At 69.4% G+C, this 13,653-nt stretch carries 14 protein-coding genes; 5 read left to right on the top strand and 9 right to left on the bottom strand.

Annotation, left to right across the window (positions count from 1 at the left end):
* Positions 1-91 precede the first annotated feature (91 nt).
* Positions 92-535 carry a hypothetical protein gene (locus N802_RS19735; protein WP_052110103.1) on the top strand — a complete coding sequence of 148 codons (444 nt, stop codon included), beginning with the start codon at positions 92-94 and terminating at the stop codon, positions 533-535.
* Between the two features lie 17 nt (positions 536-552).
* Here the strand turns inward: N802_RS19735 and N802_RS17115 are convergent, their stop codons facing one another.
* On the bottom strand, positions 553-1,389 hold the full coding sequence (locus N802_RS17115; protein WP_035918714.1) for an aldo/keto reductase: 837 nt from the start codon (positions 1,387-1,389) through the stop codon (positions 553-555).
* Positions 1,365-2,378 (bottom strand): DMT family transporter, encoded by a 1,014-nt coding sequence (locus tag N802_RS17110; protein WP_052110102.1) that lies wholly within the window; start codon positions 2,376-2,378, stop codon positions 1,365-1,367. The genes N802_RS17115 and N802_RS17110 overlap by 25 nt, the downstream gene beginning before the upstream one ends.
* 18 nt (positions 2,379-2,396) lie before the next feature.
* On the opposite strand from N802_RS17110, the gene N802_RS17105 reads away from it, so the two are divergent.
* Entirely contained in the window at positions 2,397-2,900 is a 504-nt protein-coding gene (locus N802_RS17105) for a MarR family winged helix-turn-helix transcriptional regulator (protein WP_035918711.1), read from the top strand.
* A gap of 75 nt (positions 2,901-2,975) precedes the next feature.
* Entirely contained in the window at positions 2,976-4,748 is a 1,773-nt protein-coding gene (locus N802_RS17100; RefSeq protein WP_035918709.1) for an acetyl/propionyl/methylcrotonyl-CoA carboxylase subunit alpha, read from the top strand.
* 84 nt (positions 4,749-4,832) lie between these two features.
* Here N802_RS17100 and N802_RS17095 read toward each other — a convergent pair whose 3' ends face one another.
* The 5 genes from N802_RS17095 to N802_RS17070 all read right to left on the bottom strand — a co-directional run bounded on the left by N802_RS17095 (position 4,833) and on the right by N802_RS17070 (position 9,878).
* A complete protein-coding gene (locus N802_RS17095; RefSeq protein WP_035918707.1) occupies positions 4,833-5,450 on the bottom strand; it encodes a hypothetical protein in 618 nt (205 codons plus the stop codon).
* Between the two features lie 213 nt (positions 5,451-5,663).
* On the bottom strand, positions 5,664-6,239 hold the full coding sequence (locus N802_RS17090; RefSeq protein ID WP_035918706.1) for a GDYXXLXY domain-containing protein: 576 nt from the start codon (positions 6,237-6,239) through the stop codon (positions 5,664-5,666).
* Entirely contained in the window at positions 6,236-7,486 is a 1,251-nt protein-coding gene (locus N802_RS17085) for a DUF2157 domain-containing protein (protein WP_169743456.1), read from the bottom strand. The genes N802_RS17090 and N802_RS17085 overlap by 4 nt, the downstream gene beginning before the upstream one ends.
* A gap of 180 nt (positions 7,487-7,666) precedes the next feature.
* Positions 7,667-8,374, bottom strand: coding sequence for an antitoxin (locus N802_RS19730; RefSeq protein ID WP_052110101.1), 708 nt, complete (start codon positions 8,372-8,374; stop codon positions 7,667-7,669).
* 94 nt (positions 8,375-8,468) lie between these two features.
* On the bottom strand, positions 8,469-9,878 hold the full coding sequence (locus N802_RS17070; RefSeq protein WP_035918700.1) for an NAD(P)H-quinone dehydrogenase: 1,410 nt from the start codon (positions 9,876-9,878) through the stop codon (positions 8,469-8,471).
* A gap of 37 nt (positions 9,879-9,915) precedes the next feature.
* On the opposite strand from N802_RS17070, the gene N802_RS17065 reads away from it, so the two are divergent.
* Complete coding sequence (locus N802_RS17065) at positions 9,916-10,776, top strand: purine-nucleoside phosphorylase (protein ID WP_035918697.1); 861 nt, start codon at positions 9,916-9,918, stop codon at positions 10,774-10,776.
* Positions 10,777-10,785: 9 nt separating this feature from the next.
* A complete protein-coding gene (locus N802_RS17060; protein WP_084072309.1) occupies positions 10,786-12,501 on the top strand; it encodes a phospho-sugar mutase in 1,716 nt (571 codons plus the stop codon).
* Here the strand turns inward: N802_RS17060 and N802_RS17055 are convergent.
* Positions 12,439-13,128: a hypothetical protein gene (locus tag N802_RS17055; RefSeq protein WP_156971485.1), complete on the bottom strand. Its 690-nt coding sequence runs from the start codon at positions 13,126-13,128 to the stop codon at positions 12,439-12,441. The genes N802_RS17060 and N802_RS17055 overlap by 63 nt on opposite strands.
* A 9-nt stretch (positions 13,129-13,137) precedes the next feature.
* Positions 13,138-13,605: an SRPBCC family protein gene (locus N802_RS17050; RefSeq protein WP_035918692.1), complete on the bottom strand. Its 468-nt coding sequence runs from the start codon at positions 13,603-13,605 to the stop codon at positions 13,138-13,140.
* Between the last annotated feature and the right edge of the window lie 48 nt (positions 13,606-13,653).

Raw genomic sequence — 13,653 nt, 5'->3', positions numbered from 1 at the left:
TTTCTCCTGTGAGTGGGCTCCCCAGACTTGTCACCGCCGGTGCGATGGACTTAGGTAAGCCTCACCTAACAACCTACTGACGGGAAGTCCCATGACCGACACCGCCCCCGCCCTTGTCGCGGTCCCCGCATCACCGCAACCACGCACCGACGGGAGCGCACTCATCGGGCCCCTCGTCCTGTCGTTCGTGCAGGCGGCGGCACTGGCTGGAGTGGTCGCTGCCGTCGCGTGGATGGGGCCGCACGTCCATGCCGACGCGACCCTGCACAAGGTGGCGCTGTTCGTGCACCTCGCCAGTCTCGTGCTGGGCTTCGGCGCCGTCCTCGCCGTGGACTGGACCGGTGCCCGGCGGCTGCTTGGTCACCACGGCCTGACCGACGTCATCGACGTGGCCAGCCGCGTCAACGCAGCCATCTGGGTCGGCTACGCGGGACTGGTGGCTAGCGGGGCATTCCTCGTCGCCGCTGGCAGCGCCGGGGTGTCGCAGGTGGGCTGGTGGGGAGCGACGGTGATCGGCTTCCTCAACGGCCGGTGAGCCGCGGCGGCGGAGAACTACCCGTGGTACTCGTCGGGGTTGGGGCCAGTGCGGAAGCCACGGTCGAGCGCGGCGATCTCGGCGAGGTCAGCCGGCGTCAACGTCACCTCGGCGGCCGCGAGGTTCTCGGCGATGCGCGACGGGGTCACCGACTTGGGCAGGACGACGAAGCCCTGGGCGAGGTGCCACGCGAGGATCACCTGCGCCGGGGTGGCACCGAGCCGCGAGGCGATCGCGCCGATCGCCGGGTCGTCGAGAACCTGCTGCCCGGAGGCGAGTGGGCTCCACGCCTCTGTCACGATGCCGTGCTCCGCGTTGAACTCGACCATCTCGCGCTGCTGGAGGTAGGGGTGGAGCTCGATCTGGTTGATCGCGGGCCACTCCCCGGTCTCGTCGAACAGCCGCTGCAGGTGGTCACGGTGGAAGTTGCAGACACCGATCGCGCGCACCCGCCCGGCGTCACGCAAGGCCTGGAGCGCCTGCCATGCCACGACGAACCGATCCTGCTGCGGGAACGGCCAGTGGAGCAGGAAGAGGTCGAGGGTCTCCAGACCGAGGCGGTCCACCGAGGCGTTGAACGACTCGACCGTCTCCTGCGGGCCGAACTCCGTGGGCCACACCTTCGTTGTCACGAAGATCTCGTCGCGCGGCACATCAGTCTTGTCCAGCGCGCGTCCGACGCCGGATTCGTTGCCGTAGGCCTTCGCGGTGTCGACGTGCCGGTAGCCAGCCTCGAGCGCAGTGAGAACGGTCGAGTCGACTTCGCCGTCCGGGACTCGCCACACACCGAGACCGAGCTGCGGGATCGTGATGTCGGACGTGCCGGATGTCAGGACGATGTCGTGGATGGGCATACATCCACCGTATGCCGGGTGCTCACCTTCGCTTCTGCACGCCCCTCCCGCTCCCAGCTCCTTGCAGGGCGGCGGAGGACGCCCGCAAGGGCTCGGCGAACCTGGGGCTGTGCGAGAACGACGCTGCCGAGCACGAGACCCATGCCGAGGGCGTGGATCGCGCCGAAGGGCTCACCGAGGAGGACAACCCCGAGGACGGTGCCGGCCACTGGGTTGAGCAGACCGATGACGGCAACCGCGCCCGCGCTCATCGAGGCGAGACCCTTGAACCACGCGACATACGCGACACCGGAGCCGATGAGCCCGAGGTAGGCCAGGGCGAGCCACCCGGAGAGTGGTAGCGAGGGCGGAGCCCCCTCCAGGAACAGGGCGAAGGGAAGCAGGACGAGGCCACCAGCGACCAATTGCCACGTCGTCACGACGAGGACGCTCTCGGCAGCCGTCCATCGCTTCGTCAGGACGAAGCCGACGCTCGCCGAGGTCACGGCCCCGAGCGAGGCCAGCACCCCGATGAGGTCGACTCCGCCCTGGTAGCCACCCTCGACCACGAGGAGCAGGACACCGAAGGCGCCGACGATCGAAGCCAGAACGGTCGCGGGAGTGGAGCGTTCACGCAGGATCGCCCAGGCGAGTCCCATGGTGATGATCGGCGCGACGGCGGTCATGGTCGACCCGAGGCCGCTCGGGAGGCGAACCGCGGCCACGAAGAGCAGCGCCGCGAACAGGCCCATCGTCAAGGTGCCGAGGACGACAGAGCGCCACCACCACGATCCGCGCGGGAGGCGGCGATGCCACGCGAGCATGAGGAGCCCGATCGGGAGGATCCGCATGACAGCCGCGAACAGCGGACGGTCCGGCGGGAGGAAGAGGTGCGTCACGGCATACGTGGATCCCCAGACGATCGGGGCAATCGCGGTGACGGCGACGAGCGCCAGCCCACCCAGCTTCTTGCCCGATATAGCTTCCACGGAAGACACAATACCTTCCATGGAAGGTATATTCCACCCATGCTTGGAGCCACGCACCCAGACCGTGCAGCGCAGATCGTCGACCAATGGCGCGCCGAGCGTCCCGACCTCGACACCAGCCCATTCCTCGTCATCGGACGGATGCACCGTGTCGCCAACGCGCTCACGAACGAACTCGTCCGCGTCTACGAGGACTTCGGCCTCGGGGAGGGCGAGTTCGACGTCCTCGCCACGCTGCGACGCCAAGGCGGTGACTACGCGCTGACCCCGTCCGACCTCTCGGAGCAGACGGTCGTCACGTCGGGTGCCGTGACCAAGAGGGTCGACCGGCTCGAGGCCCGGGGCTACGTCGAGCGCAAGCCGAGCGGAACCGACGGTCGCTCCCGCCTCGTGGCCCTCACACCTGCCGGCAAGAAACTCATCGACGAGGCATTCACCGCCCACATCGACAATGAGGCACGTCTGGTCGCCGTCCTCTCCCCCAGCGAGCGCGCCGGCCTCGAACAGGGCCTCCTCGCCCTCGCGCGGTCACTCGGAGTCTGACCCACGAAGCGGGTGTGACGGACCCCGCGTGACCATCGGCAGCGCCCGTTCGGCCGACCTACTACAGTCCGACCCATGGCCATCAGCAAAGTCCTCATCGCCAACCGTGGCGAGATCGCAGTCCGCATCGCCCGCGCGTGCAAGGACTCCGGCATCGGCTCCGTCGCCGTCTACGCCGAGCCCGACCGCGACTCCCTGCACGTCAAGGTCGCCGACGAGGCGTTCGCCCTCGGTGGCACGACCCCGGGCGACTCCTACCTCCTCCAGGACAAGCTGATCGAGGTCGCCAAGGAGGCCGGCGCCGACGCGGTGCACCCCGGCTACGGCTTCCTCGCCGAGAACGCCGAGTTCGCCCAGGCCGTCATCGACGCCGGGCTCACCTGGATCGGCCCCTCCCCCGAAGCGATCGACGCCCTCGGCGACAAGGCCAAGGCCAAGCACATCGCCGTCAAGGCCGACGCCCCGCTGGCTCCCGGCACCAAGGACCCGGTCAAGGACGCCGACGAGGTCGTCGCGCTGGCCAAGGAATACGGCCTCCCCATCGCCATCAAGGCGGTCTACGGCGGCGGCGGTCGCGGCCTCAAGGTGGCCCACACGATCGAGGAGATCCCCGAGCTCTACGAATCCGCCGTCCGCGAGGCCGTCACGGCCTTCGGTCGCGGCGAGTGCCTCGTCGAGAAGTTCCTCGACAAGCCCCGTCACGTCGAGACCCAGTGCCTCGCCGACCAGCACGGCAACGTCGTCGTCGTCTCGACCCGCGACTGCTCGCTCCAGCGCCGCAACCAGAAGCTCGTCGAGGAGGCCCCAGCGCCCTTCCTCACCGACGAGCAGAACGCCGAGCTGGTCCGCGCCTCCAAGGCGATCCTGCGCGAGGCGGGCTACGTCGGCGCCGGCACCTGCGAATACCTCGTCGCCAAGGACGGCACGATCAGCTTCCTCGAGGTCAACACCCGCCTCCAGGTCGAGCACCCCGTGACCGAGGAGGTCACCGGCATCGACCTCGTCCGCGAGCAGTTCCGCATCGCCAACGGCGAGGAGCTCGGCTTCGACGACCCGACGCCGCGCGCCCACTCCTTCGAGTTCCGCATCAACGGTGAGGACGCCGGCCGCAACTTCATGCCCGCCCCCGGCACGGTCTCCCGCATGGTCGTCCCGCATGGCCCGGGTGTCCGCTGGGATGCAGGCATCGTCGAGGGCGACACCGTGGCCGGTGCGTTCGACTCGATGATCGCCAAGCTCATCGTCACGGGTGCCACCCGTCAGCAGGCCCTCGAGCGCAGCCGTCGAGCCCTCGCCGAGCTCGAGGTCGACGGCATGCCGACCGTCCTCCCGTTCCACCGCGCAATCGTCTCCGACCCGGCCTTCGCCCCCGAGGGTGACGCGCCGTTCACGGTGCACACCCGCTGGATCGAGACCGAGTTCGACAACCAGATCGCACCCTTCGCCGGTGAGGCTGCAGAGGGCGCCGAGGACGCCGGTGAGCGCCAGCGCATCACCGTCGAGGTCGGCGGTCGCCGCCTCGAGGTCGTCCTCCCCGGCGGCATCGCGCTCGGTGGTGGCGGTGGCGCCGCTGCCAAGAAGAAGGCTCCGAAGCGTTCCGGCGGCGGCAAGGCCGGCGCTGCGGCATCCGGCGACTCCCTCACCGCGCCCATGCAGGGCACGATCGTCAAGATCAACGTCGAGGACGGCCAGGAGGTCGCCGAGGGTGACCTCATCGTCGTGCTCGAGGCGATGAAGATGGAGCAGCCGATCACCGCCCACAAGGCCGGCACGATCACCGGCCTCGCAGCCGAGGTCGGCGCGACGGTGACCAACGGCGCCGTCCTCTGCGAGATCAAGGACGCCTGACCGGCATACAGCAGCCTGATCGGCACGACAGACATGAGTGCGGCCCGCCTTTCCCTGGAAGGCGGGCCGCGCTGCTGACTGGAGTCAGCCGATGAAAGTCATCACGTCGGTGCAGAAGTCGCGCTCACCCAACTGCCGGGTCCCGTGCTCCGTGACCGTCTCACTGAGGTCCACCGGATTCTCCGGATCGCTCAGATCGACGACGAGGTCGATCTTCACGAGACCAGCGTCGACCCCGACGAGCTTCCCGTTGCCGTCGAAGAGCTTCCAGCCAAGCCGGTCCATGATCGTGAGCGACAGCGTGCCGTCCTCGTTGAACCGCGCCTTCTGGTCGCTCGACCGGAAGGACACCCGGTCATGGAAGGTGGCTCCGGTCTCGAGGTTGGTGTAGGTGTTGCTCCCGCTGAACTTGAACGAGAAGTACTCGAAGTCGCCGCGACCCTTGGTCTGAACCATGTCCGTGACAGTGATGTTTCCGTCCCACCGAACGTCGAAGGGAACGTCGGGACAGAACTCGTCGCCGTGCTCCTCCTGCTCGATGTGACTGTCCTTGAACGTTTGGTGGTTCCGGAAGACCACGTTGCCGTTGTTCTCGCCCGGTGCAGCGGATGCCGGTGCTGAGGCGGAGATGAGGATGGTGGCCGCCAGCGCGGACACGGAAAGCGCGGCGGGTAGCACGCGGCGGGTGAGTCGAGGGAACATCCGAGCCTCCTGCGAAATGTGCGGTGCACGAACCCTGCGGTGAGGGTGAGGCCGGGTTCGGCCCTTCCGAGAAGGTGGCGAAGACCGGTATCAAGCGAGTCTCAGCGGTGCATGGAGACACGCTAGGGCCGTGGTTGGTGCCGGCGAAGCCGTTTCGCACCAGCCCGACATGAGCGTTCCTTCAGGCGGTGAAGGACGACGAATGCCTAGTGCTCAGTCCTTCTCGAGTTCGACGCCGACCAGTGCCGCGTTGCCCCGGCTGTCGACACGGACGGTGGCGATGGTCTCGCCATCCCGCACGGCCCGCTCGAGCCCGGCGGCCTTGTTCTGCGGCAGGAACCAGTTCTCGATGCCGCACCGGAGCTGCCAGTCGGAGTCGTTGCACTTCAGGTAGAGGCCACTCGTCGGTCGAGTCCGTTGGATCGTGTCGCCGACCCATACGTCACCCTCGCGCCGCAGCGGAACCCAGCCATCCCCGCGCTCCTCGTCAGGGACAATCTCGACGGGCTCTTCGGCCTCGGTGGGCTCCGTGATCGCTTCGGTGGCGAACTGCTGCTGGCCCGGGAGGTCGGGGTAGCCCAGCACGACATACGCCCCGCGGAACGGGTCGATCGGGTCAACGGGCGCGACGCGCAGGCGCACCTCGTCCCCGGTGAGCCGAGCCGACAGCGGCGACCACACGGCAACCAGGACGAGGAGGAACTGCACGACCACCACGCCGAGCACGAGGGTGCGGCGTCGGCTCGTGTCAGGACCGCTGGGTGTCTGTGTCGCCGTCAGCGTCGTCATGACGCCACCTCCTTCGCCTCACGGACCAGTCGTCGACGGCCACGATCGGCCAGGACTCCCGTGCCGAGGAGCACGGCGCCGACGACGAGGAACAACGTCGCACCGGACAGGATCGGCGCGAAGACCGCGAACGCCTGCACGGTCACGAACACGACGAGGGCTGCGGTGGCGAGCAGCGTCAGTCGGCTCGTGTCCCGCATCCCGCCGAGCACCGCATAGCCACTCGCGACGACGAGATAGGCCGCCACGGCGAGGAAGGCGCGGAACCATGCCCCCGTCGAGAGGTCGGCCGTTCCGCCCACTGCGGAGCTGTCGTAGCGCCACAACCCCAACCCGAGACTCAGTGCCAGACCCAGTGCGGCGAGACCGACCTCGAACCGGTCGGTGCGACTGCCGCCCAGCGCGGCAGCGGCACCGAGCGCCACCGCGAGCGCGAGCCCCACCCACAGCTGCCACGGCCGCCCGTCGGTTCCCCAGTCCCACGGCAGCGCGGCCAGGAACAGGGCGACGAGGACGAGCGCAGCCCCGACCTCGCGCCACGGGGTGGTGAAATCGGGACGCCAGCGAAGCGCGTGCAGCACGCCCACTGCCACGGCCGCGAGACCGGCGGCGGCGATGGCGCTCGAGACGGAGAAGGCGTTGTTGGCGGAGTCCCCGACCTGCCAGACGAACCAGACGGCGACCAGGATCACGCCGAGAGTGAGCGGCGCGAGGCCGCGAACGGCATACGCCCAGAGCAGTGCACCGATCCCCCACACGCCGACGAGGAGCGGCTCATAGGCGGGGACCTGCAGACTCTGCGCCGCCTGGAAGACGACCGCGCCGAACGCGGCGGCCGCGAGGAGTCGAACGGCCCCGACCACGGGTGATGCGACATCGCCCTCGCGGTCCCGGCGAGTGGCAAGCACCTCGGCAGCGGCCACGAGTCCGAGCCAGATCACCACCATGAGAGCGAAGCGAGTCAGGGGCGACATGGCGTCCAGGTTCGAGGCGACGAACCAGATCAGGCCCAACCCGAAGAAGCACGCGCCGAGGGTGAGGACGATGCGCGCGAGCGTGATCTTCCGGACGGCGACATAGCGTCCGCGGATCGCACCCAGAGTCGCTTCGTCGATGAGCCCTTCGGCACGCCATGCGCGCAGTTCGGTCTCCAACCACTGGAGCTGCGCAGGGCTCGCGCCGTGCATGCTCGGGCCGGGTCCGGGCTGGCCGGGTGGGGCGGGCGGAGCGGTGGGATGCGCTGACATCGCGACCTCCTCGGTCGAAGGGGCACCGTGCACCGGTGCTGAGCACAGCGTCCACCTCCCCCGCCTGCTCGCGCCATGAGCACGCGCACTCATCACCATGTGCACGGATGAGACAGACGAATGCCCCGTATGCCGGGTGAGCGGCACACGGGGCATGGTCGCGTTGCGTGGGTGGTCGCCTCAGCCGAGGTTGACGGTCCCGCCACTCTCGGGGCGCGGGGTCGTCGTGTCCGGAGCGGTCGTGTCCGGGGCGGTCGTGTCCGGCGCATCGCTCGGCGCCGTGGGGTCCGGCTGGGAGGCGTCCTGCGGGGGCTGCGGGTCGCCCGTACCGGGTGCCGGGTTGGGAGCCGGGACGTCAGCCGGTTGAGCGGGAGTCTGCGGCTCGGCGGGCATCGTCGGCTCGCTCGGCGTGGTCGGCGTTGCGCCCGGGTCAGCCGGCGGCGCACTCGGGTCGGCCGGAGGCGCGCCGGGGTCGGCGGGAGGGGTCGGGGCAGGTGCCGGGGCGGGTGCTGGCTCTGCCGGAGGCGTCGGAGCCGGGGCCGGTTCTGCCGGAGGCGCCGGAGTCGGACTCGGCGATGGGGCAGGCTCGGACGGAGTCGGAGCGGGCGCGGGGTCAGTCGGGTTGGGTGCCGACGGCGGGGTACCGGGAGGTGCTGGCTCGCCGGGCGTGGTCGTGCCCTCTGTCGTCTCCGCGGGGAGGCCCAGTTGCTGCTCCACGAAGTCGCCGCCCTTGTCGATGACCTCTGAGAACTTGCCGCCCGTTCGCTCGTCGATGAGGTCCTCGACCTTGTCGATGGCGCTGCGGGCCGTGTCCGGGTTGTCCTTGGCGAGATCCTTGGCCTTGTTCAGGGCCTCGTCGCCACTGATCGGCTGCTTCTGGTCACTCATGGTGAATCACTCCCACACGCTCGGGTACGGATGAGTCCAAATTAACCACGAGCCCGCGCTCAGGTGGGGCTTGGCTCCCGCCCTGTCTGAGTGCTCAGATGCCCGTCGTGTGGAGGCGACGCGCCGCCTCGGCGATCGACCCGGACAGCGACGGATAGACCGTGAACGTGCTCGCGACCTGGTCGACGTTGAGTCGGTGGTGGACGGCAAGTGTCACGGGGAAGATCAGCTCGGACGCCCGTGGCGCCACGACGACGCCGCCGATGACGGCACCCGAACCCTTCTGCGCGAACAGCTTGACGAACCCGTCCTCGATCCCGGACATCTTGGCGCGAGGGTTGCGCGAGAGGGGAAGCATGACGACGTCCGCGTCGACCGTGCCCTCGTCGAGCACCTTCTGCGAGATGCCGACGGTGGCGATCTCGGGGTCGGTGAAGATGTTGGCCGAGACGACGCCGAGCTGGAGCGGGGCAACGGCGTCACCGAGGGCGTGCGACATGGCGATGCGTCCCTGCATCGCGGCCACGGACGCGAGGGGCAGGACGCCGGTGCAGTCGCCCGCGGCATACACGCCTCTCACGGACGTGCGCGAGACCCGGTCCACGGCGATGTGACCGGACGGCGAGAGCTCGACGCCGACCTCTTCGAGGCCCATCCCGGCGGTCTGCGGGATCGAGCCGACGGCCAGCAGCGCGTGCGACCCCTCGACCTCGCGCCCGTCCTCGAGCCGGACGACGACACCGTCGCCCCGACGCTCCACCCCGGCCATGCGCGAACGTCCCAGGACTTCCATGCCACGGCGCTTGAAGACGTCCTCGATGACCGTGGCCGCGTCCGGGTCCTCACCCGGGAGGACACGGTCGCGCGAGGAGACGAGGACGACCTCGGATCCCAGGCCCAGATAGGCCTGAGCCAGCTCGGCGCCCGTGACGCCGGAGCCGACGACGATGAGGCGTTCGGGCAGGGCCTCGAGTTCATAGATCTGCTGCCACGTGAGGATGCGCTCGCCGTCGGGCTGGGCGGTGTCCATCACGCGGGGTGACGCCCCGGTCGCGATGAGGATGACGTCGGCATCGACGTTCTCCGTGCCGCCGTCGGCCAGCGTTGCCTCGACGCGCGTCGCCGACACGAGGCGCCCGGTGCCGCGCAGGACGCGCACGCCGACCTCCTCGACCCGCACCGTGATGTCGTGGCTCTGCGCAGCGGCGAGGTCCTTGACGCGGGAGTTGACCTCGGCGAGTTCGGCCTTGGCGTCGCTCACCTCGTCACCCTCCCCGTCCTCGAGGTGCACGCCGAGGTGGGCCGCCGTCTCGAACTCCGACATGTAGTCGGCCGTCGAGATCAGGGTCTTGGACGGAACGCAGTCGGTGAGCACGGCTGCTCCTCCGAGACCGTCGCGGTCGACGATCGTGACGTCGCCGCCGAGTTGCGCCGCGACCAGCGCGGCCTCATATCCGCCCGGGCCGCCGCCGACAATGACCACTCGTGTCGTTCGCGCATTCACGCGGCCAATCCAACCATGCGGCGGTTACCCTCCTTCCGTGACCGAGAACACAGGCTCCGCCGAACCCAGTTCGTCCTCGCTCGACCTCGCCGACCCGGCGACCGACCCGTTCGCGGTGGCCGAAGCGGCTGCTGCGGTGATCCGTGAGCGCACCGGAGTCGAGTCCCACGACGTCGCCCTCGTCCTCGGATCGGGCTGGGGCCAGACCGGTGACCTCATCGGCGAGACCCTCGCGGAGATCGACAACACGGACGTGCCCGGCTTCGCCAAGGCTGCGGTCGAGGGCCACTCCGGCACGATGCGCTCGGTCGCGATCGGCGACACCGGCCGCCGTGCCCTCGTCTACGGCACCCGCACCCACTTCTACGAGGGCAAGGGCGTGCGCGCCGTCGTGCACACGGTCCGCACCGCGGCCGCCCTCGGCTGCCGCACGATCGTCCTCACGAACGGCTGCGGTGGTCTCCGAGAGGAATGGATCCCCGGGACCGTCGTCCTCATCCGCGACCACATCAACCTCGCGAACCAGTCGCCCATCGAGGGCGCGAACTTCGTCGACCTCACCGACGTCTACTCCCCCCGACTGCGTGACCTGGCCCGTGAGGTCGACCCCGACCTCGACGAGGGGGTCTACGTCCAGTTCCGGGGCCCGCACTACGAGACGCCCGCCGAGGTGCAGATGGCCAAGATTCTGGGCGGCGACCTCGTCGGCATGTCGACGTCGCTCGAGGCCATCGCCGCCCGCCAGAGCGGCATGGAGGTTCTCGGCATCTCGCTCGTGACCAACCCTGCCGCCGGCATCTCCAAGACACCGCTCAACCACGAAGAGGTCATCGCGGCAGGCAAGGAGGCCGCAGAGCGCTGCGGCAAGCTCCTCGCCGCCGTCGTCGCCAAGATCTGAGGGGAAACCATGACGTATGCCGGCCGCCACGAGTCCGCGGACGACTCACCTTCCAGCATCGAGTCCCACGCCGGCGAACTGCTCGACGCGGCCCAGGCCTGGGTCGACGACGACCCGGACAAGGCCACTCGCGCCGAGCTCAAGAAGGTCCTGAAGGCAGCCCGGGGCGGCGATGACTCAGCGCTGGCCGATCTCGCGGACCGCTTCTCCGGGATGCTCGAGTTCGGGACGGCCGGCCTGCGCGGGGCGCTCGGCGCCGGTCCGAACCGGATGAACCGCTCAGTCGTCATTCGAGCGGCAGCCGGCCTCACGGCATACCTGAAGAAAACAACGGAACCCGGACCCTTCGTCGTCATCGGGTTCGACGCACGCACGAACTCCGATGTCTTCGCTCGCGACACGGCTTCGGTCGTTGTCGGCGCCGGTGGGCGCGCGGCGATCCTGCCGCGGCCGCTGCCGACGCCCGTTCTCGCGTATGCGATTCGCCACCTCGGCGCCGACGCCGGCGTGATGGTCACGGCGAGCCACAACCCGCCGCAGGACAACGGCTACAAGGTCTATCTCGGGGACGGCTCGCAGATCGTCACCCCGTCCGATGTCGAGATCGCGGGCGAGATCGCGCGCATCGACCACGTCGCCGACGTTCCCCGGCCCGATGACGGGTGGGAGACCCTCGGTGAAGAGGTCCTCGAGAACTACCTCTCGAAGGTGACCGGGGTGGTGTCCGAGGACTCGCCTCGCGACCTTGTCGTGGTGCACACGGCGTTGCACGGGGTGGGCTCGGAGACCGTCGCTCGCGCGTTCGAGGCGGCTGGTTATGACGCACCGCTGCCCGTTCCCAGTCAGGCACAACCGGATCCGGCGTTCCCGACGGTGTCGTTCCCGAACCCCGAGGAGCCGGGCGCGATGGACGCTGCGCTCGAACTCGCGGAGCAGACCGGGCCCGACGTCGTCATCGCCAACGACCCGGACGCGGACCGCTGCGCCGTCGCCGTGCCGGGTCCCGGTGGGTGGCGGATGCTGCGCGGCGACGAGGTCGGGGTGCTGCTCGGGGCGCACCTGCTCGATCGCGGCGTCGCCGAGGGGGGCGTCTTCGCGAACTCGATCGTGTCGTCGCGGATGCTGGCCACTGTCTGTGCTTCTCGCGGCGTGGCCCACGAGGAGACGCTCACGGGGTTCAAGTGGATCTCGCGCGTGGACGGGCTGCTCTATGGCTACGAGGAGGCGCTCGGCTACTGCGTCGACCCGGAGCGGGTGGCCGACAAGGACGGTGTGTCCGCCGCACTCGTCGTCGCCGAGATCGCCGCGTCGTTGAAGGCCGAAGGTCGGTCGATCTCCGACCGGTTGGACGAGCTCGCCGTGGAGCACGGGGTGCATGCGACCGACTCGTTCTCGGTGCGCGTGGAGGACCTCGCGTTGATCGACCAGATCATGGCGAAGCTGCGGTCCGAACCACTGACCACCATTGCGGGAGTGGAGGTTTCGCGCGTCGATGACCTCGCCGAGGGTGACGGCGGGCTGCCGCCGACCGAGGGGCTGCGCTATTTCCTCGCCGACGAGTCGAGGGTGATCGTGCGTCCGTCGGGGACGGAACCGAAGCTCAAGGTCTATCTCGAGGTCATCGAGGCTGTCGCTGATTCTGACGACCTCGCGGGGGCGCGTTCACGAGCTGCTGATCGCCTGGCCGCGGTCCGGGAGGACCTCGAGGCCGCCACGACGGTCTGACCGACGGGCCACCCACCACATTCCGGCCAGCCCGGCTGCCGTCAGGAGGGTGGCGGCGGCGAGGTCGGACCAGCGTTGCGCGTGGCCGCCCATCCCCGTGCCGAACCACCAGCCAGCCACCCAGGGCTCCAGGACGGCACCGGTCGGGACGACGAGGCTCGCGAGCAGCCCCCAGCGAGAACGCCGGGGAGCGTGGGGGGCTCGGAGCGTGTGCCCAACCGAGGAATTCGGTGACTTTGGCACGGCTGCACCGATGAGACCCAGCGGCGCACCCGTGACGGCGGCTGCCACGAACCAGAACACGTTGGACGAGAACGACTCGGGCGGCATCAGCCCGGTCAGCTCACCCACTCCGTAGTGCACGACCAGAGCGCCCGATCCCGCCAGGAGACCCGCGATCGCAGCCTGCAGGCGGCCGCGGACGAGCCAGCCTGCCAGGACTGACACTCCGGCCCAGGCCGTCCCCGCGTTGAGCAGCAGGCTCACGGTGCGACGCACTGCGAAGAGCGTCTGGTCCTCACCGCTCAGCTGGGCAATGGTCGTGATGTTGCTGAGGAGCGAAGCCACGCCGAGCACGACGACTGCCAGCATCGTCCAGCGCCACCCTCGAGTCTGCTCCCCCATCACCGGGGCAGCCTACGAGAGAGGCAGTCCGGGCGACGACGGCCCCGACTCCTCCCCCTCTACCAGGATCTTGAGGTTCGCCAGCTCTTTGCGCGCCTCGCGCGGACTGAGGATGGCCGCCTCCACGAGCGCGCCCACCGGCGCGAGTCGTGGACGCCAGTGCGTGGTCGCCCGGACGACGAGATCGGTCCCACCACCGCGCTCGGTGAGGACCGAGGTCACGTCAAATGCGAGCCCGAAGTACGCCTCGGTCCGGGTCACCAGCTCTCGGGGTGGGTCCGAGCTCACGACCGTCGTCCGGGCCCTCAAGGGACCGCGCCGCGAGGTGTACCCCGAACCTCGACTTCCAGGGGGACCCGTCAGGTCACCGACGACGGGTCTGCCGGTCTGCCATTCGGGCAGCCGGGCCGGGTCGACATAAACGCTCCAGACCCGATTCGGAGCGGCCTGAATCCACACCGAGTACTCACGTTCGCCCATCCGTGCCTCCTGGCGGCCGCCGCACTCTCGAAGCGTACGACCGCAGCC

The organism is Knoellia sinensis KCTC 19936, assembly GCF_000768705.1.
Classification (GTDB): Bacteria; Actinomycetota; Actinomycetes; order Actinomycetales; family Dermatophilaceae; genus Knoellia; species Knoellia sinensis.
Note: the sequence above shows the minus strand (reverse complement) of the source record. Positions and strands in the feature narration are given on the sequence as shown.

Coding starts and splice junctions, on each gene's coding strand:
- N802_RS19730 (WP_052110101.1), bottom strand. CDS start 8,374: ATGAGTGACCAGAAGCAGCCGATCAGTGGCGACGAGGCCCTGAACAAG.
- N802_RS17105 (WP_035918711.1), top strand. CDS start 2,397: ATGCTTGGAGCCACGCACCCAGACCGTGCAGCGCAGATCGTCGACCAA.
- N802_RS19735 (WP_052110103.1), top strand. CDS start 92: ATGACCGACACCGCCCCCGCCCTTGTCGCGGTCCCCGCATCACCGCAA.
- N802_RS17060 (WP_084072309.1), top strand. CDS start 10,786: ATGACGTATGCCGGCCGCCACGAGTCCGCGGACGACTCACCTTCCAGC.
- N802_RS17050 (WP_035918692.1), bottom strand. CDS start 13,605: ATGGGCGAACGTGAGTACTCGGTGTGGATTCAGGCCGCTCCGAATCGG.
- N802_RS17085 (WP_169743456.1), bottom strand. CDS start 7,486: ATGTCAGCGCATCCCACCGCTCCGCCCGCCCCACCCGGCCAGCCCGGA.
- N802_RS17110 (WP_052110102.1), bottom strand. CDS start 2,378: ATGGAAGGTATTGTGTCTTCCGTGGAAGCTATATCGGGCAAGAAGCTG.
- N802_RS17115 (WP_035918714.1), bottom strand. CDS start 1,389: ATGCCCATCCACGACATCGTCCTGACATCCGGCACGTCCGACATCACG.
- N802_RS17100 (WP_035918709.1), top strand. CDS start 2,976: ATGGCCATCAGCAAAGTCCTCATCGCCAACCGTGGCGAGATCGCAGTC.
- N802_RS17095 (WP_035918707.1), bottom strand. CDS start 5,450: ATGTTCCCTCGACTCACCCGCCGCGTGCTACCCGCCGCGCTTTCCGTG.
- N802_RS17090 (WP_035918706.1), bottom strand. CDS start 6,239: ATGACGACGCTGACGGCGACACAGACACCCAGCGGTCCTGACACGAGC.